General features: G+C 73.5%; 25 protein-coding genes, 1 pseudogene and 1 riboswitch. Of the genes and pseudogenes, 16 read left to right on the top strand and 10 right to left on the bottom strand.

Annotated elements, in window-relative coordinates:
- Nucleotides 1-24 precede the first annotated feature (24 nt).
- Nucleotides 25-1647: an MDR family MFS transporter gene (locus ACP4IX_RS10190; protein WP_426555398.1), complete on the top strand. Its 1623-nt coding sequence runs from the start codon at nucleotides 25-27 to the stop codon at nucleotides 1645-1647.
- Between the two features lie 144 nt (nucleotides 1648-1791).
- On the opposite strand, the gene ACP4IX_RS10185 is transcribed toward ACP4IX_RS10190, so the two are convergent.
- A complete protein-coding gene (locus tag ACP4IX_RS10185) occupies nucleotides 1792-2304 on the bottom strand; it encodes a GNAT family N-acetyltransferase (RefSeq protein ID WP_426555305.1) in 513 nt (170 codons plus the stop codon).
- A 250-nt stretch (nucleotides 2305-2554) separates the two neighbouring features.
- A complete protein-coding gene (locus tag ACP4IX_RS10180; protein WP_426555304.1) occupies nucleotides 2555-3082 on the bottom strand; it encodes a copper chaperone PCu(A)C in 528 nt (175 codons plus the stop codon).
- 390 nt (nucleotides 3083-3472) lie between these two features.
- Here ACP4IX_RS10180 and ACP4IX_RS10175 point away from each other — a divergent pair, with 390 nt between their 5' ends.
- Complete coding sequence (locus ACP4IX_RS10175) at nucleotides 3473-3925, top strand: flavodoxin family protein (protein WP_426555303.1); 453 nt, start codon at nucleotides 3473-3475, stop codon at nucleotides 3923-3925.
- A 632-nt stretch (nucleotides 3926-4557) separates the two neighbouring features.
- Here the strand turns inward: ACP4IX_RS10175 and ACP4IX_RS10170 are convergent.
- The 5 genes from ACP4IX_RS10170 to ACP4IX_RS10150 all read right to left on the bottom strand — a co-directional run bounded on the left by ACP4IX_RS10170 (nucleotide 4558) and on the right by ACP4IX_RS10150 (nucleotide 9363).
- On the bottom strand, nucleotides 4558-5409 hold the full coding sequence (locus ACP4IX_RS10170) for an ABC transporter ATP-binding protein (RefSeq protein ID WP_426522610.1): 852 nt from the start codon (nucleotides 5407-5409) through the stop codon (nucleotides 4558-4560).
- Nucleotides 5406-6434 carry a FecCD family ABC transporter permease gene (locus tag ACP4IX_RS10165; protein WP_426555397.1) on the bottom strand — a complete coding sequence of 343 codons (1029 nt, stop codon included), beginning with the start codon at nucleotides 6432-6434 and terminating at the stop codon, nucleotides 5406-5408. The genes ACP4IX_RS10170 and ACP4IX_RS10165 overlap by 4 nt, the downstream gene beginning before the upstream one ends.
- Before the next feature lie 80 nt (nucleotides 6435-6514).
- Complete coding sequence (locus ACP4IX_RS10160) at nucleotides 6515-7594, bottom strand: ABC transporter substrate-binding protein (RefSeq protein WP_426522609.1); 1080 nt, start codon at nucleotides 7592-7594, stop codon at nucleotides 6515-6517.
- Nucleotides 7595-7657: 63 nt separating this feature from the next.
- A riboswitch (cobalamin riboswitch) is annotated at nucleotides 7658-7843 on the bottom strand.
- Between the two features lie 194 nt (nucleotides 7844-8037).
- Nucleotides 8038-8970, bottom strand: a complete 933-nt coding sequence (locus tag ACP4IX_RS10155) for a M56 family metallopeptidase (protein ID WP_426555302.1) — start codon at nucleotides 8968-8970, stop codon at nucleotides 8038-8040.
- 6 nt (nucleotides 8971-8976) lie between these two features.
- Nucleotides 8977-9363 carry a BlaI/MecI/CopY family transcriptional regulator gene (locus tag ACP4IX_RS10150; protein ID WP_426522607.1) on the bottom strand — a complete coding sequence of 129 codons (387 nt, stop codon included), beginning with the start codon at nucleotides 9361-9363 and terminating at the stop codon, nucleotides 8977-8979.
- Between the two features lie 77 nt (nucleotides 9364-9440).
- Between ACP4IX_RS10150 and ACP4IX_RS10145 the strand changes: the two are divergent.
- Nucleotides 9441-9515, top strand: a pseudogene (locus tag ACP4IX_RS10145) (chemical-damaging agent resistance protein C); the annotation flags it as partial.
- Between the two features lie 15 nt (nucleotides 9516-9530).
- Here ACP4IX_RS10145 and ACP4IX_RS10140 read toward each other — a convergent pair.
- The 3 genes from ACP4IX_RS10140 to ACP4IX_RS10130 form a co-directional block, all read right to left on the bottom strand.
- On the bottom strand, nucleotides 9531-11231 hold the full coding sequence (locus ACP4IX_RS10140) for a hypothetical protein (RefSeq protein ID WP_426555301.1): 1701 nt from the start codon (nucleotides 11229-11231) through the stop codon (nucleotides 9531-9533).
- A 120-nt stretch (nucleotides 11232-11351) separates the two neighbouring features.
- Nucleotides 11352-12023 (bottom strand): lytic polysaccharide monooxygenase auxiliary activity family 9 protein, encoded by a 672-nt coding sequence (locus ACP4IX_RS10135; protein ID WP_426555300.1) that lies wholly within the window; start codon nucleotides 12021-12023, stop codon nucleotides 11352-11354.
- 241 nt (nucleotides 12024-12264) lie between these two features.
- Complete coding sequence (locus tag ACP4IX_RS10130; protein ID WP_426555299.1) at nucleotides 12265-12690, bottom strand: hypothetical protein; 426 nt, start codon at nucleotides 12688-12690, stop codon at nucleotides 12265-12267.
- Nucleotides 12691-12851: 161 nt separating this feature from the next.
- Here ACP4IX_RS10130 and ACP4IX_RS10125 point away from each other — a divergent pair, with 161 nt between their 5' ends.
- The 13 genes from ACP4IX_RS10125 to ACP4IX_RS10065 all read left to right on the top strand — a co-directional run bounded on the left by ACP4IX_RS10125 (nucleotide 12852) and on the right by ACP4IX_RS10065 (nucleotide 21433).
- Nucleotides 12852-13508 (top strand): class I SAM-dependent methyltransferase, encoded by a 657-nt coding sequence (locus tag ACP4IX_RS10125; RefSeq protein WP_426555298.1) that lies wholly within the window; start codon nucleotides 12852-12854, stop codon nucleotides 13506-13508.
- 82 nt (nucleotides 13509-13590) lie between these two features.
- Nucleotides 13591-13908, top strand: a complete 318-nt coding sequence (locus ACP4IX_RS10120) for a gas vesicle protein (RefSeq protein WP_426522602.1) — start codon at nucleotides 13591-13593, stop codon at nucleotides 13906-13908.
- A gap of 36 nt (nucleotides 13909-13944) precedes the next feature.
- Entirely contained in the window at nucleotides 13945-14463 is a 519-nt protein-coding gene (locus ACP4IX_RS10115) for a gas vesicle structural protein GvpA (protein WP_426522601.1), read from the top strand.
- Nucleotides 14460-15224 carry a GvpL/GvpF family gas vesicle protein gene (locus ACP4IX_RS10110; protein ID WP_426522600.1) on the top strand — a complete coding sequence of 255 codons (765 nt, stop codon included), beginning with the start codon at nucleotides 14460-14462 and terminating at the stop codon, nucleotides 15222-15224. The genes ACP4IX_RS10115 and ACP4IX_RS10110 overlap by 4 nt, the downstream gene beginning before the upstream one ends.
- Nucleotides 15225-15228: 4 nt before the next feature.
- Nucleotides 15229-15507: a gas vesicle protein GvpG gene (locus ACP4IX_RS10105; RefSeq protein ID WP_426522599.1), complete on the top strand. Its 279-nt coding sequence runs from the start codon at nucleotides 15229-15231 to the stop codon at nucleotides 15505-15507.
- On the top strand, nucleotides 15504-16040 hold the full coding sequence (locus tag ACP4IX_RS10100) for a hypothetical protein (protein WP_426555297.1): 537 nt from the start codon (nucleotides 15504-15506) through the stop codon (nucleotides 16038-16040). The genes ACP4IX_RS10105 and ACP4IX_RS10100 overlap by 4 nt, the downstream gene beginning before the upstream one ends.
- On the top strand, nucleotides 16037-16921 hold the full coding sequence (locus ACP4IX_RS10095) for an SRPBCC family protein (protein WP_426555296.1): 885 nt from the start codon (nucleotides 16037-16039) through the stop codon (nucleotides 16919-16921). Before ACP4IX_RS10100 ends, ACP4IX_RS10095 begins: the two co-directional genes overlap by 4 nt.
- An 18-nt stretch (nucleotides 16922-16939) precedes the next feature.
- Nucleotides 16940-17284 carry a gas vesicle protein gene (locus tag ACP4IX_RS10090; protein ID WP_426555295.1) on the top strand — a complete coding sequence of 115 codons (345 nt, stop codon included), beginning with the start codon at nucleotides 16940-16942 and terminating at the stop codon, nucleotides 17282-17284.
- Nucleotides 17281-18183 (top strand): GvpL/GvpF family gas vesicle protein, encoded by a 903-nt coding sequence (locus ACP4IX_RS10085; protein WP_426555294.1) that lies wholly within the window; start codon nucleotides 17281-17283, stop codon nucleotides 18181-18183. Before ACP4IX_RS10090 ends, ACP4IX_RS10085 begins: the two co-directional genes overlap by 4 nt.
- Nucleotides 18180-18428, top strand: a complete 249-nt coding sequence (locus ACP4IX_RS10080; RefSeq protein ID WP_426522594.1) for a gas vesicle protein — start codon at nucleotides 18180-18182, stop codon at nucleotides 18426-18428. The genes ACP4IX_RS10085 and ACP4IX_RS10080 overlap by 4 nt, the downstream gene beginning before the upstream one ends.
- Entirely contained in the window at nucleotides 18425-18718 is a 294-nt protein-coding gene (locus ACP4IX_RS10075) for a gas vesicle protein K (protein ID WP_426555293.1), read from the top strand. The genes ACP4IX_RS10080 and ACP4IX_RS10075 overlap by 4 nt, the downstream gene beginning before the upstream one ends.
- A gap of 150 nt (nucleotides 18719-18868) precedes the next feature.
- Complete coding sequence (locus ACP4IX_RS10070) at nucleotides 18869-19966, top strand: substrate-binding domain-containing protein (RefSeq protein ID WP_426555292.1); 1098 nt, start codon at nucleotides 18869-18871, stop codon at nucleotides 19964-19966.
- A 135-nt stretch (nucleotides 19967-20101) separates the two neighbouring features.
- Entirely contained in the window at nucleotides 20102-21433 is a 1332-nt protein-coding gene (locus ACP4IX_RS10065; RefSeq protein WP_426522591.1) for an extracellular solute-binding protein, read from the top strand.
- Nucleotides 21434-21458 lie beyond the last annotated feature (25 nt).

The raw sequence follows: 21458 nt of genomic DNA, 5'->3' as shown, positions 1-21458 counted from the left end.
CCCGCCGACGCGCCTCCCACCTCCATGGACCAACGGCAGATACTCCAGGCCATGTCCGGCCTGATGGCCGGCATGTTCGTCGCCATCCTGGCGGGCACCGTCGTGTCCAACGCACTGCCGACGATCATCGCCGACCTGGGTGCCAGCCAGTCCTCCTACACCTGGGTCGTCACCGCCGAACTGCTGGCCATGACCGCGACGGTGCCCCTGTGGGGCAAACTGTCCGACCTCTTCAACAAGAAGCTGCTGCTCCAGCTCTCGCTCCTCATGTTCGTGGTCGGCTCGCTGCTGGCGGGCTTCTCTCACGACACGACGCTGCTGATCTTCAGCCGGGTCGTGCAGGGCATCGGCGCGGGCGGCCTGACCGCGCTCGCCCAGGTCGTCATGGCCGCCGTCATCCCGCCCCGGGAGCTGGGCAAGTACTCCGGCATCTTCGGTGCCGTCTTCGCCGTGGGTACCGTGGCCGGACCGCTGATCGGCGGCGTGCTGGTCGACACGTCGTGGCTGGGCTGGCGCTGGTGCTTCTTCATCGGCGTGCCGTTCGCCCTGCTGGCCATCCTCCTGTTGCAGCGCACGCTGAAGCTGCCCACCGTCAAGCGCCAGGCGAAGATCGACTGGCTCGGTGCCTTCCTGATCGTCGCCGGTGTCTGCGCGCTGCTCATCTGGGTCTCGCTGGCCGGCAACCAGTTCGACTGGGCGTCCTGGCAGACCGCCGCGCTCGTCGTCGGCGGTCTGCTGCTGCTGGGCCTGGCGGTCCTCGTCGAGGCCCGCACCGCCGAGCCGGTCATCCCGCTCGACATCTTCAGGAACCGCACGGTCACCCTGACCACGGTCGCCAGCCTCCTGGTCGGTGTCGCCATGTTCGGCGGGACCGTCTTCCTCTCGCAGTACTTCCAGGTGTCCCTGGGCAAGTCGCCGACCGTCGCGGGCCTGATGAGCCTGCCGATGATCCTGGGCCTGCTGGTCTCGTCCACCGTCGCCGGACAGCTGATCAGCCGGACCGGAAAGTGGAAGAGCTACCTGGTGGCGGGCGCGGTCATCATGACCGCCGGCCTCGCCCTGCTCTCCCTGATCGACGCCGACACCCACTTCGGGCTGCTCAGCATCTACATGGCCGTCCTCGGCATCGGCGTCGGCATGCTGATGCAGAACCTGGTGCTCGCCGCACAGAACGACGTCCCCGCTGCCGAGCTGGGCGCCGCGACCTCGGTGCTGTCCTTCTTCCGCAGCATGGGCGGCACGATCGGCACCAGCGTCCTCGGGGCGATCCTCGCCAACCGGGTCGCGACCGAGATGACCAAGGGCCTGGAGAAGGCCGGCGCCGCCGGTGCCGCCGAGGGCGGCTCGGGCGGCGGTCACGGGGCCGTCCCGGACATGGACACGCTGCCCGCCCCGATGCGGGAGATCGTGGAGCACGCCTACGGTGTCGCCACCGCCGACCTGTTCCTCGTCGCCACCCCGTTCGCGCTGCTGGCTCTGGTCGCCGTGGTCTTCATCAAGGAGAAGCCGCTGAAGACCACCAGCGGCATGGAGCGTCTGGCCGAGGAAGCCGGCGAGGCCGCCGGCGGCACGGTCTCCCTACCGGCGCAGCGCTCCGGTGAAGCCCCGTCGAAGGCGGACAGCGGACCGGCGTCCTCGGCCGGCTGAGCCGTCGGCCCACCGCGCGTCACGGCCTGACAGGGGCCGCCCACCACGCATGGCGGGCGGCCCCTTCCGCTTGCCGGGCACCTCGGCCGCGCACCACCGTGCCCGAACCCCTGTTGCAGCGCGGCACGGTGGGCCGGCCGCCGGTCAATTACCGAACGGTGCCGCGTAGCGGACGGTGCCGGCGGGCAGCGGGTGGGCGGCGTCCAGGGTGAGGGCCATGAGTGCCTCGTCCGGGACGTCGATGGTCAGGTTGATCCCGTGGACGGAGGCGCGGCCGAAGCCGAACCGCGGGTAGTACTGCGGGTGTCCGAGGACGACGACATGGCGCTCGCCCAGGTGCTCGGCCGCGGTGAGCGCCGCCCGGACGGCCGCGGAGCCGGCGCCGCCGTGCTGGAGCTCGGGCCGGACGGCGACGGGTGCCAGGCAGAGCGCCGGGCTGTCCCCGATGTGGCAGCGGGTCAGCAGGGCGTGGCCCACGGGGCGGTCGTCTCCGTCCACGGCGACGAGGGACAGGCCGTCGATCCAGGCCTCGGGGTCGGCGCGCAGAGCGTCGACGAGGGCGGCCTCTTCCGGCGTGGGAAAGGCGGTGCGGACGATGTCACGGATGGCGGGGACGTCGGCGCCGGTCTCGGCGCGGGTGTTCCAGGTGCGGGACATGACGGGATGAGGATCCGTTTCTGGGTTGCGTTCGTCTGGGTCAGGTCGTGGCCCGGGACGTGAGGGAGACCCGGGCGCCGCGAGGCGCGGCTTGGAGCGCGGTCATCGATCTCACCTCCCTGTCGTCCTGGTCGTACCCGTCTGATCGAACGCGAACGGCCTCAGTGTACCCGTGGAGGGACCGGTGGGGACCGGCGGGAACCGGCGGGAACCGGCGGGAACCGGCGGGAACCGGCGGGAACCGGCGGGATCACTCACTGGGGGAAGGGCTGGAGTCGTAGACGGGGATCTGCGACTGGATGTTGAACGTGACGGATCCGGCCTTCTCGAAGTTCAGGGTGATCTTCAAGAAGTCACCGCCGCGGACGACCTCGCGCACGTCCCGCAGCAGCAGGTGGTTGTTGCCCGGCTCCAGTTGCCGCAGCTTGTCCGGCGGCAGTGCCACCCCGTCCGGCAGGGCCTTGCCGTCCGCGTTCACGATGCCCACCGACTCCGCGTCGGGGCTGCCGGCGCCCACCAGGCGGTCGGCGCTGTCCCCCTCGTTCATGAGCCAGACGTAGGCCGGGACGTCGTCACCCGGTCGCCACGGTTCCCCCTTGGGCTCCGCCACGTGGGCGTAGCGGATCAGGACGTCGCCGACGCTCGCGTTCTGGCCGGGGGCATGCCAGTCCTGGAGTTCGAAACTGTCGTCCCCGCCGCATCCGCTCAGTGCCAGGGTTCCCGCGGCCAGCACGGTCGCGGCGGCGGAACGTGCGGTTCTCCCACGGATGAGCAGCATGGCGCCTCCACTCGCGTCGGTCCTGTGTCCGCGGCCGGGTTGCCCCGGGGCCGGACTGCAAACAGCCGGTGATACGGCAGGCCGGGCGCTGCGACCGGGGAGTACCCGGCCATCGGGCCCGCGGACGGGCGTCCGCACGGCGGCCGCCGTGGCCGGGGGCTCCGGCGCGTCGGAGGGACCACCGTGCCTGCCTCACGGGCGGGGCCGAGAGCAGCGTCCGCGGCGCCGGGCAGGAGCCGGAGAAGCGGCAGGCCCGCGAGCGCGCGGAGCGCCGGCGTCCGCGGGCGGGGCGGGCGGACGCACGCCGACCGCCGGAACGCCGGGAGCGCCGTGCGCCGGACGGGGTGGCGTTTCTTGCGGTCGGCGGGTGCCGGCGGCAGGCTTCGGGGTGTGCCTACTCTGCTGATCGTGCATCACACGCCGTCGCCGAACTGCCGGGCGATGCTGGAAGCCGTCGTGTCCGGTGCGACCGCACCCGAGATCGAAGGGGTGCGGGTGGTCAGGCGGGCGGCGCTGGCAGCGACGGCGGTCGACGTCCTGGAGGCCGACGGATACCTGCTGGGCACTCCGGCCAACCTGGGCTACATGTCCGGTGCGCTGAAGCACTTCTTCGACCAGGTCTACTACCCCTGTCTGGACGAGACGCGCGGCCGGCCCTTCGGCTACTACGTGCACGGCGGCAGCGACACCACCGGCGCGGTGCGCGGCATCGAGTCGGTCACGACCGGCCTCGGCTGGCAGCCCGCGGCGCCGGCGGTGAGCGTGGCCGGTGAGCCCGGCAAGCGCGAGCTGGAGGCCTGCTGGGAACTGGGGGCCGCACTCGCCGCCGGGCTGACGGACTGACCGCTCGGACGGCAGGACCGAGCGTCCGGTACGGCGGCGAGTCCGGCGGAGCGAGGATCCGGGCCGGGCCTGCCGGCCGGGAAGAGCGCAGGCTCGGTGCGGAGGACGCCGCCGTTGCCGCCGATGACGAGCGCCGCGACGCGGTCGGTCAGTGGGCGGTCCACCGTAGTCGGGGTCGGCGTGGGGGTCGGTGCCGGAGGAGGCGAACGCGCCGGTGGGGCGCGGGTACGGGGCGTTGCCGTCCGGGCCGGGCCCGCGGTCGCGTTCGGCGCGGTATCCGGCGCGCGGGGCTTCCGGGTCGAAGACCGGCTCGTGGGGGCCGGGGGTGCGGGAGCGGGAGGCGGACCGCGCGTCCTGGTTCCTCTCCGCGGGCGGTGCCGGCCGGGCGCAGTCGGGCGGGCCGGCCGATTTCCTGGCAGTCGGCCGTCGGCGACTGGGCTCGGCGTACGCCCCACGCCCTCGGCGTCAGAGCGGGAGAGGCGTCCGGGCCAGTAGCCGCACCACGGCGGGGGCGGATGAGTGGGCCCCCTTCCTGGTCGCCCCTGCGGCGCAGCCGTGAGCCCGGCCGCTCGACGGTGTCCGGGGTCCACCGGGGCCGCGGGGCGGTCGGTGGCCCGGGCTTGTGCGCCGTCTCAGCCGTGTCGCTCGCGTTGCTCGAGCGATGCGGTGGCGCCCGGGCGGCCGAGCCGGGCACCGTCAGCCGCTCGGGGCGTGTCCGTCAGTGTGCCGAGGAACCGGACGTGCGGGCGGCCGCCCGGCCCGGTGGGGGCGATCTCGGCGTGCACCCGGTAGACCTCGGCGACCAGGTCCGCGGTCAGGACCTCGGCGGGATCGCCGCAGGCCACGACCCGCCCTTCGGACAGCACCACCAGGTGGTCGCAGTACATCGCGGCGAGGTTGAGGTCGTGGAGGGCGACCACACTGGTGACGGGCAGGGCGGCGACCAGGGTCAGTACGTCGAGCTGGTGCTGGATGTCGAGGTGGTTGGTCGGTTCGTCCAGCAGGAGTTCCCGCGGCTGCTGGGCGAGGGCGCGGGCGATCTGGACGCGCTGGCGTTCGCCGCCGGAGAGGGTGTGCCAGAGCCGGTCCGCCTGCCCGGTCAGTCCGGTGCGTTCCAGGGCGTCCGTGACCGCCTCCTCGTCGGACGCCGACGTCGGCGTCCAGGCGCGGCGGTGCGGGATCCGGCCGAGCCGGACGACGTCCCGGACGGTCAGTTCGACCTGCGTGTCCGCCTGCTGCTCGACCACGGCCACCCGCCGGGCGACGTCCCTGCGGCCCACCCGGTCCAGCGGGCGGCCGTCGAGGGTGACGACGCCGGAGGCGGGGGTGAGCACGCCGGCGAGCAGCCGCAGCAGGGTGGACTTGCCCGAGCCGTTGGGGCCGAGCAGTCCGGTCATGGCGCCGGGCCGGGGGGCCAGGTCGACGCCGTCCAGGATGAGCCGCCCGCCGGCGGCGCGGGAGACCCGCTCGGCGTTCAGCGTCACCGTGCCCTCCTGGTGCGGTACAGGACGAGGACGAAGGCGGGCACGCCGATGAGCGAGGTCATCACGCCCACCGGGACCTCCTGGGGTTCGAGGACGGTACGGGCCAGGGTGTCGACCCACACCAGGAACACCGCCCCGGCGAGCGCGCAGACCGGCAGCAGCCGGGCGTGGCCGGGGCCGGTCAACGCCCGTACGGCGTGCGGCAGCACCAGACCGACGAAACCGATGGCACCGGCCGAGGCGACCAGGGCCGCGGTGAGCAGGGCGGTGGCGCACAGCACCACCAGCCGGGTGCGGGCCACGTGGACGCCGAGCGTGGCCGCCGCGTCCTGACCGAACGCGAAGGCGTCCAGTGTCCCGGCGTACCCGAGGCACACGGCCAGGACCACGGTCAGGACCGCCGCATTCGTCCACACGTCCGTCCAGCCCGCCCCGCCGAGCGAGCCGAGCAGCCAGAACAGCACGCCGCGGGTGGTCTCGGCGTCGGCCGCGGTCATCACGACGAACGACGTGAGCGCGGAGAACAGCTGCATCGCCGCCACGCCGGCGAGCACCACCCGGTCCGGGGTGCCGCCGAGGCTGTGACTGAGCAGCATCACCAGCGCGAAGGAGCAGACCGCCCCGATGAACGCCCCGCCCGACACGGACAGCGCGCCGCCGCCCACACCGAGGACGACGACCAGGACGGCACCGGTCGAGGCGCCGGAGGAGACGCCCAGGACGAAGGGGTCGGCGAGCGGGTTGCGCAGCAGGGACTGGAGCACGGCGCCGCACACGGCGAGGCCGGCACCGCACACCGCCGCGAGGAGGGTACGGGGCAGCCGCAGGTTCCAGACGATGCCGTCGCGGATCGGTGTGACGTCCGCGCCGGGGGCGGCGCCGCCGAGATGGGCGACGACCACGGACCAGACCTCGCCGACGCCGATGTCCGCGGGACCGATGGTGACGGCGACGGCCACGGAGGCGCACAGGGCGACGAAGCCGGCCGCCACCCACACCGGGGAGCGGCGGACGGCCGCGCGCAGGCCGGGGGTCCGCCGGCTCGTGGACGTCTCTCGGCTGCCCGGCGTCCTCCGGCTTCCCGGCGTCACCCGGCTTCCGGACGTCACTGGGTGAGGCCGTACGCGCGCAGCGCCGCCGCCACCTTCTCCACGCCCTCGACGGTGCGGATGGTGGGGTTCATCGCCTGCCCGCTCAGCAGCACGTACCGCTTCTTCCTGACCGCGGTCATGTTCTTGGTGACGGGGTCGGACTCCAGGAACTCGATCTTCTTCGCGGCGGTCTCGGCCGTCTGGGACTTGCGGGTGAGGTCTCCGACGACGAGGACGTCGGGGTCTCGGTCGGCGACCGTCTCCCAGCCGACCTGGGGCCATTCCTCGTGGGTGTCGTCCATGGCGTTCTCCGCGCCGAGCGCGCGGGTCATGATGCCGGGGGCGCCGCAGCAGCCCGCCATGTAGGGCGAAGTGGAGTCGGCGAACCAGTACATGAGGGTGACACCGGAGGCGTCGACGCCCGAAGTGGCTTTCGCGACCCGCGCCTTCAGGCGTGCGACCAGTTCGTCGCCGCGCTGCTCGACGCCGAACACCCGGGCCAGGTCGTGGACTTCACCGTAGACGGTGTCCATGGTCAGGGGTTCGCTGCGGACGCCGTCGCCGTCGCCGCTGTTGTCCTTGCCGACACAGTCGGACGGGGACAGGTAGGCGGGCACCCCCAGTTCGGTGAACTGCTCGCGCGTGGCCACGCCGCCGGAGCCGAGCGTGGAGGCGAAGGAGGCGGCGACGAAATCGGGTTCGGCGTCCAGGACCTTCTCGAAGGAGGGCATGTTGTCGGCGAGCCGGGGCACCCCGGCGTTCGCCTTCTCCAGGCCCTTCATGACCGGGTCGGTCCAGGTGGCAGTGCCCGCCATTCGGTCGGCCAGGCCCAGCGAGAGCAGGATCTCCGTGGTGCCCTGGTTGAGGGAGACGGCCCGTTCGGGTGGCGCGGGGATCTCCACCTTGTGACCGCAGTCGCTGACGGTGCGTGGATAACCGGCGGCCTCGGCCGGCGCCGCGGAGTCGGCGGCGGTCGTTCCGGAACCGCAGCCGGACGCCAGCAGGGCACCGGACAGCAGCAACGAGAAGCGGGAGCGGAAGGGACGGAAAGAACGCAAGGAGCGGCGGGAGCCGGCGGGGCGCGCTGCGGACATGGAAGATCCTCTGGCGTCGAGGGCTCATACGCGAAGCCCGTTCGTACGGTGTGGCCCGCGCCGTACGCGGCGCGGGTGCCAGCAGGTCTTCGGACTCGGGATCGTCCGGGCGGGACGCCTTCCCGGACGGCTTGTGCCGCCCAGTGGCCGTTGTCCCGCCCGTCCCCCTCACCGCTGCGCGTCAGCTCCGGATTCGCACCGGATTCCCTGACCCACCAGGTGGGTTCGACTGGCTCCCGCAAGCTACCACAGGGCCCCTGCGGTGCCAGGGGGGCGGCCATCCGCCCGACCTCCCGCGGCACCGCCCGCCCGCGCCTCAGCTCTCGGGACCGAGTACGGTGTCGATGACGTGGACGTCGGCGCTCGCCGCCCTGACGTTGCCGCCTGCCGGCCCCGAATGACCGGGATTCCGTGGGTCCTTCGGAGGGGCGGGCGCGAGACGCTCAGAGCGGCGTCGCGGCGCGGAGGATGAGGAACATCGTGACGGCGGCGTTCGCGGACGACATCGCCGACACGGCGGTTCCGGCGGCCGCGGCCCATGCCGCGAGGCCCACCGAGGTGAACACCGGGGGCCAGGTGCGGACAGCGGGAGCGGGGCCCAGCAGGGCCGCCACCCGGCGCGGTACCGGGCCGGGCGCCGCGAGGCCGGCGAGGGTGGCGACCGGGGTGCCCCGGGAGACCAGGGCCGCCTTGCCGATCGCGGTCGCCACCGCACGGCGGTTGCCGACCGTCCGCGCGGCCTCCTCGTCCGCCCACCGCTCCGCCGTGTAGGACACGGCGGTCCGCAGGGGCCGCAGGAACGGGTTGGCCAGGGCGGCGAGCCGGACGGTGAGCAGGAAGTGATGGTGCCGGGCGGTCAGATGGGCCCGCTCGTGCGCGAACAGCGCGCGCCGCTCGGCCGGTTCGAGGCAGTCGAGCAGGGCCGTGCTCACCACCACGCGGTCCCGGCGACCGCCGGGCAGCGCGTACGCGTAGGGCACCTCGTCCGGGAGTACGGCCACTCCGGTGCCCGGCAGTCCGGCCAGCGCGCGGTGGGCGCGGCGACGCACCCTGCCGTGCCGCCACAGGGCCCGTGCCGAGGCCACGACCACCGCGCACAACGCGGGGATCGCCGCCTTGCCGACGACCTCGTCGTACGGCACGGCCGCCCGCACCTCGGGGTCGGACCAGCCGTCCGGCAGGGGGTTGCCGGGCAGTTGCGCGGTGCCGACCACCATCACCAGGGCCAGGCACACCGTGCTGCACAGGGCCATCACGGCGGCCACCGCGGTGAGCAGCCTGGTCGCACTCCGCGGGTGCAGGTGCTGTTCGGCCAGCCGGGCGATCGGCCAGGCCGTCAAGGGCAGGACCAGCGGCAGGAAGACGAATACACCCATGCGGCGTCAGCCGTCCCCCACGTCGCGCGCGTGCCCCAGGAGTTCGCGCAGCAGCCGCTCGTCGTCCGGGTCGAGGCCGGTGACGAAGCTGGCCAGCACCGCTTCCCGGTCGCTCTCGGCGTCCAGGACCTTGCGCATCTTCCGTGCGGCGAGGCCCGCCTGGTCGGAGGCGGGTGTCCAGGCGAAGGAACGGCCCGCGCGCTCGCGGCTGACCGCGCCCTTCTCCAGCAACCGGGTCAGGATCGTGATCACGGTGGTGTAGGCGAGGCCGCCGCCCAGGCGCTCCTGCACCCAGCCGGCCGTCGCGGGCCCGTCCGCCTCGCGCAGCGCCGACAGCACCAGCGCCTCCAGCTCGCCCTGCCCCCGCCGCCGCGGACGCCGGTGATCCCTCACGTCCCGCCTCCTTCCGCCGCTGTCCGCCTTCCGAGGTCACATCGTATAGGGCGTACTTCTACAGAACTGTAGATCGTCGGTTCCGGGCGGTCGGGCAGGGGTACGCCTCGGGCCTGGCGGGCATCGCCGCGGACTTCGGCGTCAACGTCTGACCCGGACCGGGACGCTCAGTGGTCCGTGGCGCAGCAGCCGCCCGCACCACCGGTGGCCGGCGCGGTGTCGAGGCGGCAGAAACAGGAGGCCTCGACCGGTACGTCCGCCAGAGCGGTGGCGAGCTTCAGCTGCTGTGCCACGATCCGCGCCTCCCCCTCCTTGCCCAGGCGCGCCAGGCACTCGTGGAGTCCGTGCAGGGCCCAGACGTTCCCCGGGTGCTGCAGGGCGCGGGGAAGGGTGTCGTCGAGCCCCAGATCGGCCCGGTAGACCGCCTCGGCCTCGGCGACCCGTCCCTGTTCCAGGAGCAGGGCGCCGTAGGCGTGCCGGGTGGGCTGCATCCAGCCCCACGGTTCGTCGTAGGGGAGGTTGTCGTCCAGTTCGATCGACCGCTCCAGAGCGGCGAAGGCGGCGCCGTGATCGCCCTTGCGGTACTCCAGTTCGCCGTCGAGCATGGCGGAGGCGATGGCGAGGATGTCGGCGCAGGTGTTGTTGAACAGGGTGCGGGTCTGCGGCACCCTGGCGGCCGCCTCGCGGAACAGGACGCGTTCGGCCTCCGCCTCGGCGACCTTGCCGGTGGCCGAGAGAGCGACCCCGCGGGCGTAGTGGAGCATCGCGGTCGTCACGCAGTACAGGCGCGGGTCGGCGGGCAGCGGCAGCCGGAGGATGTCCGCCCAGCGGCCGAACCGGATCAGCACGTGCACCCGCATGGCCAGGAAGCCCTCGAGCCAGTCGGCCATCGGCGGGCTCTCGACGCGCAGCAGTTCCTCGGGGACGGACGCCTCCAGTCGCGCGGCGGCGTCCAGGGCGGCCTCGTACTGACCGAGGAGCATCGCGCCGTAGATCCTGAAGTGGTGGTTGTGCGAGCGGTAGAGGGTGTAGAAGTTCATCGCCCCGGCCCGCGCGCGGTACTTCTCGTCGGCGGCGATCGCGGCGCTGTTGTCCGACACCACGCGCCGGTAGTCGCCGCACAGCACTTCGATGTGGGACGGCATGTGCTCGAGGTGTCCGGCGTCGGGGACCAGGCCGCGCAGCCGGTCGGCGACGGCGAGGGCCGCCTCGGGAGTGGCGGACATCTCCATCAGGTGGATGTAGAGGTGCAGGACGCCGGGGTGCTCGCGTCCGCCCTCGGCGGCCAGGGCCCGGTCGAGGACGGCCTTCGCCTCCAGGGTGCGGGCGCCCTCTGCGGGCAGTCCGGTGCGCAGGTCCCAGAGCTGCCAGGGTGTCAGGTTCATCAGCGCGTCGGCGTGCAGCGCGGCGACGTCCAGGTCGTCGGGGGCGAGTTCGTACACGGCCCGCATGCTCTCGGCGTACGGCACGTTCCACACCGAGCAGTCCTCGACGGCGCGTGCCTGCGGGTAGCGGGCGCGCAGCGCGCCGACCAGGGCGCGTTCGACCGGGGTGGCGGAGCGGGCCGCCTTCTCGTGGGCGCGTTCGACGGCGGCGTGGGTGCGGTCGACGGTGCGCGTCAGCTCCTCGGCGTCGAAGGCGTCCCAGGGCTTGTTGTAGTTCGGGCCGAGGGCGTAGGCGATGCCCCAGTGGGCCATGGCGCAGTCCGGGTCGGCCGCCGCGGCGGTCTCGAAGCAGGCGACGGCCTCCTCGTGGTGGAAGGCGTACGTCCACACCAGCCCGCGGTCGAACCACCGCTGGGCCTCGGGGGACGAGGTCGTCACGGTCCGGCCGTGGGTGCCGAGGTCGTAGTAGTCCAGGGGGTCCATGAGGGGACGTATACCGCACTCCGGGGCGGCCACGAAGCACTTCGCGCGGCGGTCGCACCGACCGGTGGCCCCGCCGGACGCGGCGCGCCCGGCGGGGGTGGGGGGACGGGGTGACGTGGATCAGCCGAAGTCGACGTCGCTGCACAGGAAGTACGTCTGGTCCATGTGCGACGCCTGCCAGATCGTGTAGACGACGTGCCGGCCGCTCAGGCCCGAGGTACTCACCGGGATCTCGTAGTTCTGACTGGGGGCGTACCGGCCCGTGGTCTCGACCAGCTGGAGGTCGTCCCAGCCCATGGGCTGCGTGGCGGGGTCGAATCCCTGCCGGGTGACGTAGACCTTGAAGTAGTCGGCGCCGTGGCTGGCCTGGTCGTACAGCTTGACGGTGAAGTTGTCGGCGATGTCCGTGGTCTGCCATGCGCCCGCGGTGTCGAGGGAGTTGTAGCGCCCGCCCTCGGTCCGGCCACCGCTGCACAGCTGTCCGTCGGGGACGACGGCTTCGAAGTTGCCTGCGGAGCCGTTGCGGTACAGGCCGTTCCAGTTCCACATGGCGTTGGGGTTGTCCTGCCAGGCCTGCCAGCACATGGGGTCTTCCTGAGCCATGGCGGGGTTCTGGAAGTCGTCGCCCCAACGCTGCCAGCAGCCGTAGTTGCGGGAGGCGGGGTCGACGACCGAGCCGTGGGCGACGGCGGTGCCGCTCCAGGGGATCAGGGCGAGCAGAGCCGCGGTCAGGGTGCCGAGGGCGACGGTCGACGCACGCCGGGCTCTTTTGGTGTGATCATGACAAGTCATGACGTCCTTCTTTCGCGTGGGGGGACGGCTATGGGGGGGCCGAGGGGCGGAAGTGTCTTTGGGAGCGCTCCCAACGCCTTTCGGACACCAGGTTGCGCCCGGGCAAACGGAACGGCAATAGTCGAAACGCGCCAGATGCCTGACTGGGATGGCGTGTTCGCTGCGGTCCGGCCCGACGGGCGGGCGGGGTCCGGCGGGTCCGGCCCCCGCCCGCCCGTCGCACGGCGACGTCACGCCGGGGTCACAGCGGACGCCGCCTGGAGCGGATCAGCAGCGCGCGGCCGGCTGCGAAGAGGACGCCTCCGGCCGCCGCCGGCCAGAGACCGGGCCCGGGTCCCGGCTCGGCGAGTCCGCCCCGCACCGCCCGCGGCCCGGCCGCCGGCCCGGCGTCGGCACCGTCACCGCCGCCCGTGCCCTCCGGCGTGTCCAGGTCCGCGGGACGGTCGCCGGCCTTGTCGATGGCCGCCGCTATGCGCCCGATGGTCCCGGCCCGCTCCTTCGTCAACGGGTCGAGGACGGCGCCCTCGTCGAGCTTGCCGTCGTCCGCGGTACGGGCGCTGCTCAGCCGGGCGCCGCTGGACGACGCGCTCGTGCGGGGGCTGGTGGGTCTGGCCCTGGACGGCGCCCGGCCCCGCGGTGGGTGAGCGTCCGGCCCGACCTGCCTCACGCCCTGCCGGGACCGCCTGCCGCGCTTCCCGGCCCTCGTGGGAAGCGGCGGCCAGGAAGCAGGCGGGTGCTCGTGGGTCGCCCGGAGGGCCCCTTGCCGGGCGCCCGTTCCCGGTGGAACGATGCTCGCGGCTCCGGCCCGCCACCATCGAAGGGACCGACGTGACCGACGAGCAGCACCGGCCGCAGGCCGCCGCCGCGTTCGACGCGCTGGGCGCCGAGTACGAGAAGGCGTTCGCCGGATCGCGCCCGCACCGGCGCTCGCTGGAGTGGCTGCTCGGGCGGCTCGCGCCGGGCAGCCGGGTGCTGGACGTGGGCAGCGGTACGGGCCGCCCCACCGCCGAAACCCTGGCGGGCGCCGGGCACGACGTGCTGGGCGTCGACATCTCCCCCGTCATGGTGGATCTGGCGACGCGGCAGGTGCCGGCGGCGACGTTCCGGTGCGCCGACGTCCGTGACGTGCCGCTCGCCGACGCCTCGTTCGACGCGGTCTGCGTGTACTTCTCCCTGCTCCAGCTGGACCGGCGGGAGCAGGCGGACCTGGTCCGGCGCCTGGTGAGGGTGCTGAAGCCGGAGGGCTACCTGGTCCTCGCCACCGTGCCGCTGGACGTCGAGGGCGTCGACGCCACCTTCATGGGACAGCCGGTGCGCGTGACCAGCTTCACCGCGCAGGACCTCACCGCTGTGGCCGAGGAGGCCGGCCTGGAGGTGCTGGCGCAGGACGCGTCGCTGTTCACCCCGGCCCACCCGGACGCACGGCCGGAGCCGCACCTCTTCCTGCACTGCCGCCGCCGGGCCGTCACCGCGCCGGGCGTCTGACCCGCCGACGGGCAGGCTTCCCAGCCCCCGGATGGGGTAACTGCACACGCGCGGACCGGGCCCCGCGGCCAGAGTGGGCAGCATGACAGAACCTGGCGAGCGACGGCGCGGCACGACGTCCACGACCACGCGCGAGCGTGCCGTGCGGGGCGCCCGGGACGCCGCCCAGCGCGCCGCGGACGCCCTGTCCGAGCTGATCCGGCATCGCCTGGAGGGGGTCTCCGCGGTGTGCCGCAGCGAGGACGACGGCTGGATCGTCAACGTGGACGTGCTGGAGGTCGCACGCATCCCCGACACCACCAGCCTGCTCGCCACCTATGAGGTCGAGCTGGACCCGGCGGGCGACCTGCTCCAGTACCGCAGGGTCGCCCGCTACCGGCGCGGTGCCCAGGACCAGTGACCGGGCCCCGCGGCCCGCACCCGGAAGGACCACCGCATGATCACCTACGACGACGAGGTCGTCTGCGCGCCCCGCGCCGGAACCCTCTACGACGTCCTGGAACTCATCCTCGACCGCGGCATGGTGATCGACGTCTTCGTGCGCGTCTCCCTGGTCGGCATCGAGATCCTCAAGGTGGACGCCCGCATCGTGGTCGCGAGCGTCGACACGTACCTGCGGTTCGCCGAGGCCTGCAACCGTCTGGACCTGGAGTACGACGCACGCTCCAAGACCGTTCCGGAGCTGTTCGGCGGGCCGGTCGCCAAGACCATGGGCAGGGCGGGTGCCAAGCGGACGGCTCGCTCCCTGACCGACAAGGTGCGGGACATCCTCACCCCCGAGGAGGAGGCGGAAGACGTGGCAGCCCTGCCCCGCGAGCGCGAGCACACCCGCGAGCGCGCGGAACGCGCCCGGGACCCGCAGCGGCCGCGCGGCAGACCGGCCCGACGCACCCGTGACGAGGACGACCGCCCGCACAGCCGGCCCCGCCGGCGCGTGGAGACGGAGGACGAATGACCGCGCCGGCCACCACCACGACCACCACCGCCCCCGTGAAGGCCCTGTACGTCTACGGCATCACCCCCGCCGGCGTCCTCGCCCCCCGCTCCCTGGGGGTCGACGGCGCCCCGGTACGGCTGCTGACCGGGTCCGGCCTGTGCGCGGCGGTGTCGGCCGCGCCCGCGCGGCTGCGGCCCCGGCGCCGTGACCTGCTGGCCCACCAGGCCGTGCTGGACGAACTGGCGGCACAGGGTCCGCTGCTGCCCATGCGGTTCGCGGTCCTCAGTCCCCGGCCGGACGTCCTCCTCTCCCAGCTGCGGGCCGATTCCGCCCACTTGTCACGGCAGCTCGAGGACGTCCGGGGGTGCGTCGAGCTCAACGTCAAGGGAACGGTCGTGCCCGGCCACTTCGCCGAACTGGTACGCCGGGACGAGGGCCTGCGGAACCTGGCCCTGCGGACGCGACGCCGACCGGACTACGAGGCCAACGTCCGCCTCGGTGAAGCGCTCGCCCGCGGTGTCCGCCGCGAGGCACGGCGCGCGGCCCGGGACGTCCTCGACCACCTGACCCCGCTCGCGGTGCGCACCGTACAGGGTCCGACCGACGACGAGCAGGTGCTGAGCGCTTCCTTCCTGCTGCGCTCCGCCGACGAGCCGCGGTTCAGGCGGGCGGTGGAGGCGCGGGCACGCGAGTGCGGGGACCGGCTGGCCCTCAGCGTGACCGGGCCCCTGCCCTGCTACAGCTTCGTCGACCCGTCTCCCGCACCGGCCGGGCGGTGACGCGGTGGGCATCCTGAGCGGTCTTCTGCTGCTGCCCCTCGCCCCGGTGCGCGGCACGGCGTGGGTCGCCGACCACCTGCTCCAGGAGGCGCGGCGCCAGACCCGCGGCCCGCGCGCCGTCCAGGCGCGTCTGGCCGCGCTCAACCGGGCCCTGGACGAGGGGGCCATCGACGAGGCTGCTTTCGAGCGGGAGGAGGAGCGTCTGCTCACCCTCCTCGAGCACCCGTCCCGGTCCGCCGGCCGCACGACCACCATGAATCCGGCGCAGAGAAGGCACGTATGAACGACAGCAAGGCGGCCATGGCGGCGGCCGTGGCGGGCGGATACCTCCTGGGCCGTACCAAGAAGGCCTCACTGGCGTTCGTGGTCGGCTCCTACCTCGTGGGCCGGCGTGTCGGTCCGAACCCCGGCCGGGCGCTGTCCCAGGGCCTGGCCGGGCTCCAGCGGAACCCGCAGCTCCAGGAACTGAGGGACCAGGTGCGCGGCGAGCTGCTGACCGCCGGACGTGCGGCCGTCACCGCCGCGGCGAACCGCAGGCTCACCGGCCTCGCGGACAGGCTCCGCGACCGTACCGACGCGCTCACGGGCGCGGGCCGGTGGGCCGACGGGGCGACGGACGGGGACGGCGCCTACGAGCGCGACCACGACGACCACGACTCCGACCACGACCGCGGCTACGGCGGCGTTCCGGACGAGGACGCCTACTTCGGCGACGAGGAACGGGAGAAGGACCGCGAACCCGCTCCCGCACCGCCCCGGCGTACGGCGGGGCGGACCACGGGTTCCGGCGGTAGGCGCGGAGGTGAACGCCGATGACCCCCGCCCGGCAGGAGAACGGGGCCCCCTCCCCCCTCGGCGACCTCAAGGACGCGCTCGGCGGATACCTCGCCGCCACGGGGCACAGCCTCGTGGGCAAGGCGGGGGAACGGATCGGCGGGCTGACGGAACGACTCACCGAGTCCGCCGGCGACCGCGGTGCCGGGAGCCGCCGCGGCGCGCGGGGCGGGGCGGGCGGCGGCAGTGTCAAGGCGACGCACATCATGGAGACCGTCGACATCGGTGTGCCCCTGCGCACCGTCTACGACCAGTGGACCCGGCTCCAGGACTTCAGCGGCTTCACCAAGGGCGTCCGCAGCGTCAGCGCCGACGACGGGACGACGACCGACTGGGACGTCAAGGTCGGTCCGTCGCACCGCAGTTGGAGGGCGGCCGTGCGGGAACAGGTCCCCGAGGACCGGATCGTCTGGACCTCCGAGGGCGCCAAGGGCAGTACGAGGGGCGCGGTCACCTTCCACGAACTGGCGCCCCGGCTGACCCGGGTGGTCGTGGTGGTCGAGTACTACCCAGCGGGCTTCTTCGAGAAGACCGGCAACCTCTGGCGCGCCCAGGGACGCCGCCTGCGGCTGGACCTGAAGCACTTCGCGCGGCACGTGACCTTGAGGGGTGACGAGGAAGTGGAGGGCTGGCGCGGGGAGATCCGCGACGGCGAGGTCGTCAAGAGCCACGAGGAGGCGCTGGAGGAGGAAACCGACGCCGCCGAGGCCGACGGATACGCGTACGAGTACGGGGAGTACGGGGACGGCGAGGAGGAGGGCGCCGAGGACGAGGACGGTGAGGACGACGACGAGGACCAGGAGGACGAGTACGAGTATGAGGACGAGGACGAGGACGACGAACGTGCCCGCCCGGATCGCTGACCCGGTGGGGAGCACGCGGTGACGGACGTCGACCACCGGTACGCGGGCCCGGACACGCAGCCCTGCGCGCCTGCCACCGGCAACCTCGCCGACCTGCTCGAACGGGTCCTCGACAAGGGCATCGTCATCGCCGGCGACATCAAGATCGACCTGCTCGACATCGAACTGCTCACCATCCGGCTGCGGCTGTTCATCGCCTCGGTGGACACCGCGAGGAAGGCGGGCATCGACTGGTGGGAGACGGACCCGGCACTGTCGTCCCGGGCCGCGCGGGACGCGCTCGCCGAGGAGAACGCGCAGCTGCGGGCCCGGCTCGACGCCCTGGAGGGGGCCGGCGAGGAGACGGCGGGAGCCGCCCGGTGAGCGTGGTCACGGCCGGGCCGGCGGACCCCGGCATCGTCTGCGCGTTCGCCGTCACCCGCACCCCGCCGGACGCCGCCGCACTGGCCGCGGTGACCGGTCACGAGGAGGGCGGCCCGCTGCGCGTGCTGCGCGCGGGGGGACTGTGCCTGGTCGTGCAGGACGTCCCCGCGGCGTTGTTCGACGCGGAGGCGTTGGTGGAGCGGCTCAACCGGCCCGAGGACCTGGAACGCTGCGCCCGGGCCCATCACCGGGGCGTCGAGGCCGCGGCCGGGCAGGGGCCCGTCGTGCCGCTGCCGATGACGACCCTGTACCGCGGCGACCGGAGTGCGGAGCAGGCCGTCGTCTCCCGGGAGGCGGTGCTGGTCGCGCAGCTCGACCGCCTCCGGGGACGTACGGAATGGGCGGTGAAGGTGCACGCCCGCGAGCACGCGAAGGACGCCGCCGACGGTGCCGGTGCGCCCGCCGGTTCCGGGGCCGGGGCCGGGGCCCGGGTCGGGGGGCGTGCCTACCTCAGCCGGGCCAGCGCGCGGCGGCGCGACCGGCAGGACGCGCACGGAAGGGCCACGGCCGAGGCGGAGGCCGTGGACGCGGAGCTGCGGGGGTACGCCGTCGCCGCGACGCGACACCGCCCGCAGAGCGAGCGGTTGACGGGCCGGCGCGCCCCGCAACTGCTCAACGCCGCCTACCTGGTGGACGACGCGGAGTGCGCCGCCTTCACCCGCGCCCTGGCCGGCCTCACCGCCGACGGCCGGCGTCCGGCCGTGGAGGTCAGTGCCTCGGGCCCGTGGATCCCGTACTCCTTCGCCCGCTGGGACGAGGATCCGCACGCCACGGGGGCGGACCGCACCGGACCGGGCCGCACGGAAGGACACCGCTCGGAGCAGGAGGTCCGCGCATGACCGTCCCGGACATCCGCACGCCGGGTCCGGCACCCGTGCCCTGGGGCGATCCGGAGCCCTACGCGCCGGTCGGGGTGCCCCTGGTCGACCTCCTGGACCGGGTGCTGGCGACCGGTGTCGTCGTCAGCGGGGACCTGGTCCTGGCCATCGCCGACGTGCCTCTGGTGCGGATCTCGCTGCACGCCCTGCTGTCGTCGGTGAACGAACGGGTGCCCGCCCCCTGGCCGGACAGCGGGCCGCTGTGACGGCGCCCCGGGCGCACGCCCTCGACCTGGACCCCGAGCGGGTCACGAACGATCTGGCCGCCCTGGTCCTGACCGTCGTGGAGCTGCTGCGGCAGCTCATGGAACGCCAGGCCGTGCGCCGCTACGACGAGGGCACGCTGAGCACGGAGCAGGAGGAACGGCTCGGCACGGCGCTCATGCTGCTCGACGAACGCATGGACGACCTGTGCGCGCAGCACGGTCTGAGCCGCGGTGACCTGAACCTGGACCTGGGACCACTGGGACCGCTCCTCGCGGACCCGGAACCGTAGGGCCCCCGCGGACCCGGAACCGTAGAACCCCTCGGGGACCCGGGACCGTGGGGACCGCGCACGGGCGGGAAGGCGGCACACAGCCGGGACCGGCGATCGCTATGATGACGGCGAAACGCTCAAACGAACATTCTCGGGTGGGGAGACCTGATGCGGGAGCCGGTCGATCTCAGGCGCCAGCGGATTCTGGCGGCGGTCCAGGCGCGCGGTGCCGCGCGGGTGCGCGATCTCGCCGACGAGTTGCAGGTCTCCGTGGTGACGGTGCGCCGTGACGTGGAGGAGCTGACGCGGGAGGGCCGGCTGCGGCGGGGCCACGGTGTCGTCCGGTCCACCCTGCCCGCCGAGGAGGCGCCCACCGACGCGGCGGGGGCGGCCGGGGACCGGGTGGCCGTGGTGGTTCCCGTGCGGCACTCGTACCTCAACGAGGCCATGCACGGTGCCCGCACGGTCCTGGAGGAGGCCGGGCTGCGCATAGCCCTGCACCTCGCGCCGCAGGCGTCCGGCGCCGAACGCCCCTTGGTGGAACGGGCGCTGGCGGACGGGGCGCACGGTCTGCTGATCGCCCCCCGCTGGCGCGGCCGGGCCGACGAGGAGGCCGACCACGAGTGGCTCGCCGCGCTCGGGGTGCCGACGGTGCTGATGGAGCGCCGCCCGTGGCGCGGCAGCGCGCTGCACGCCCTGGACTCGGTCTGCTCGGACCACTGGTACGGCGCGCACCTGGCCGTGGAACACCTGGTGGGGCTCGGTCACCGGCGCCTTGTGTTCGCCACGCGGCACGACAGCCCCACCGCGCGCTCGCTGCGTGCCGCCTTCGCCGAGACAGCCGAGGCGCACCCTCTGGTGGAGCGGTGGGCGTGGACGCTCGTCGCGCCGGAGGCCGGGGCCGACGGACCGTACGCGGCGGACGAGACGGCCGAGTTGCCGGCGCTGATGCGCAAGGTGGGCGCGACGGCCATGGTGCTGCACGGCGACGTGGACGCGCTGATGATCGTCCAGCGGCTGGCGGAGGAAGCGGTACGCGTGCCGGAGGACTGCTCGGTGGTGGCGTACGACGATGTCGTGGCCGGGCTGGGCTCGCCGCCGCTGACGGCCGTGTCGCCACCGAAGACCGAGGTCGGCCGCATGGCCGCGGAGCTGCTGCTGCAACGGCTGTCCGAGGCGCCCGGCAGCCGGCCGGGCCGACGCGTCGAGCTGCTGCCGCGGCTGACGGTGCGGGGATCGACACAGCGGGTGGACAAGGGCGTCTGATCCTTTGATCGTTTGAGTGTTTTATTTTTCTTCTGATCGATCTCTTGACCGTTTGATTCAGGACGTCCAGGATTCCCGTGTCCCGAACAGTCGGGTCCGCACCCACGCGGACCCGCAGGAGCCGCGGGAGGCGCCATGCCCGGACGACCCAGCCGTCGGTCCGTGCTCGCCGCGATGGCCGCCGTACCCCTGACAGGAGCCGTGAGCGCCTGCAGCGGGGGTACCAGCGCATCGTCGGCCCGTACGGGCACCACCACGCACATCACCTTCTGGTCCGCGCTGCGCGGCAGCCAGGAGGTGGTGGACGCGTTCAACCGCACGCACCGGAACATCCGGGTGGAGTTCCAGCAGATCCCCTCCGGCGGGCAGGGTGGCTACGCCAAGCTCAGCAACGCCGCCCGGGCCGGCAACGCGCCCGACGTCGCCACCATCGAGTATCCGCAGGTGCCCGGGTACGCCATCGACGGCGTCGCCCGCGACATCACCGACCTGGTCGGCGACGGCCTGCGCCGCAAGCTGCTGCCTCAGGCGCTCGGACTGACCACCTTCGAGGGCCGGGTGTTCAGCGTGCCGCTGGACGTCGAACCCATGGTCATGCACTACCGCGCCGACCTGTTCGACCACTACGGACTGCGGGCCGCGAGCACCTGGGACGAGTTCGCCGAGCAGGCCGCGACCGTGCGCCGCAAGGCGCCCGGCCGGCGGCTGGTGCTGTTCCCCACCGACGGGATGACGCAGTTCGCCGCGTACGCCTGGCAGGCGGGCGCCCGGTGGTTCGACACCTCGCGCGGCGCCTGGAACGTCTCCCTCGCCGACGCGCCGTCCCGGCGGGTCGCGGACTACTGGCAACAGCTCATCGACCGGGACGACGTCTTCATGAACGCCGTCGAGAGCAGGCAGTCCGACGCGCAGATCGGCAACGGCCTGGTCCTCACCCGGCTCAGCGGCGCCTGGGACGCCGGCGCGCAGATGAACGCGCGGCCCGGGCAGAAGGGCCAGTGGCGGATCGCGCCGTTGCCGCAGTGGGACACCGGCAGCCCGTCCGCAGGCACCCACGGCGGGTCGACCTTCGCGGTGACCAAGGACAGCCGGCATCCCGAGGCCGCCATGGAGTTCATCGAGTGGCAGGTCTCCCACCCGGACGCCCTGCGCGCCCGCCTCTCCAGCGGCACCAGCAGCCAGTACCCGGCCGCCCCCGGCCTGGTCCCCGTGGGCCGCGACGCCTTCGACCGGTCGTACTACGGAGGGCAGGACGTCTACACCCTGTTCGAGCAGGAGGCCGAGAAGATCGGCGAGCAGTGGCTGTGGGGCCCGCGGATGAGCGCGACCCAGAAGGTCATGCAGGACTCCTTCGCCCGCGTCAGCGGCGGCCAGGGCAGCCTCGTCGAGTCCCTGCGGACCGCCCAGGAGGGCACCATGCCCGACCTCAGGGCCCTCGGCCTGTCCACCACCCAGCACAGCACCTGAGCCGACGAAAGGCAGGTGACACCCC

Origin of the sequence: Streptomyces sp. WG5, assembly GCF_049974565.1 — a bacterium.
Classification (GTDB): Bacteria; Actinomycetota; Actinomycetes; order Streptomycetales; family Streptomycetaceae; genus Streptomyces.
The sequence above is the reverse complement of the archived record's forward strand: the minus strand, read 5'-3'. Positions and strand labels throughout refer to the sequence as shown.

Excerpts from the sequence above, each read along its gene's own strand:
- ACP4IX_RS10190 (WP_426555398.1), top strand. The coding sequence starts at position 25 with ATGGACCAACGGCAGATACTCCAGGCCATGTCCGGCCTGATGGCCGGC.
- ACP4IX_RS10185 (WP_426555305.1), bottom strand. The coding sequence starts at position 2,304 with ATGTCCCGCACCTGGAACACCCGCGCCGAGACCGGCGCCGACGTCCCC.
- ACP4IX_RS10180 (WP_426555304.1), bottom strand. The coding sequence starts at position 3,082 with ATGCTGCTCATCCGTGGGAGAACCGCACGTTCCGCCGCCGCGACCGTG.
- ACP4IX_RS10160 (WP_426522609.1), bottom strand. The coding sequence starts at position 7,594 with ATGTCCGCAGCGCGCCCCGCCGGCTCCCGCCGCTCCTTGCGTTCTTTC.
- ACP4IX_RS10155 (WP_426555302.1), bottom strand. The coding sequence starts at position 8,970 with ATGGGTGTATTCGTCTTCCTGCCGCTGGTCCTGCCCTTGACGGCCTGG.
- ACP4IX_RS10140 (WP_426555301.1), bottom strand. The coding sequence starts at position 11,231 with ATGGACCCCCTGGACTACTACGACCTCGGCACCCACGGCCGGACCGTG.
- ACP4IX_RS10135 (WP_426555300.1), bottom strand. The coding sequence starts at position 12,023 with ATGACTTGTCATGATCACACCAAAAGAGCCCGGCGTGCGTCGACCGTC.
- ACP4IX_RS10120 (WP_426522602.1), top strand. The coding sequence starts at position 13,591 with ATGACAGAACCTGGCGAGCGACGGCGCGGCACGACGTCCACGACCACG.
- ACP4IX_RS10115 (WP_426522601.1), top strand. The coding sequence starts at position 13,945 with ATGATCACCTACGACGACGAGGTCGTCTGCGCGCCCCGCGCCGGAACC.
- ACP4IX_RS10110 (WP_426522600.1), top strand. The coding sequence starts at position 14,460 with ATGACCGCGCCGGCCACCACCACGACCACCACCGCCCCCGTGAAGGCC.
- ACP4IX_RS10100 (WP_426555297.1), top strand. The coding sequence starts at position 15,504 with ATGAACGACAGCAAGGCGGCCATGGCGGCGGCCGTGGCGGGCGGATAC.
- ACP4IX_RS10095 (WP_426555296.1), top strand. The coding sequence starts at position 16,037 with ATGACCCCCGCCCGGCAGGAGAACGGGGCCCCCTCCCCCCTCGGCGAC.
- ACP4IX_RS10080 (WP_426522594.1), top strand. The coding sequence starts at position 18,180 with ATGACCGTCCCGGACATCCGCACGCCGGGTCCGGCACCCGTGCCCTGG.
- ACP4IX_RS10070 (WP_426555292.1), top strand. The coding sequence starts at position 18,869 with ATGCGGGAGCCGGTCGATCTCAGGCGCCAGCGGATTCTGGCGGCGGTC.
- ACP4IX_RS10065 (WP_426522591.1), top strand. The coding sequence starts at position 20,102 with ATGCCCGGACGACCCAGCCGTCGGTCCGTGCTCGCCGCGATGGCCGCC.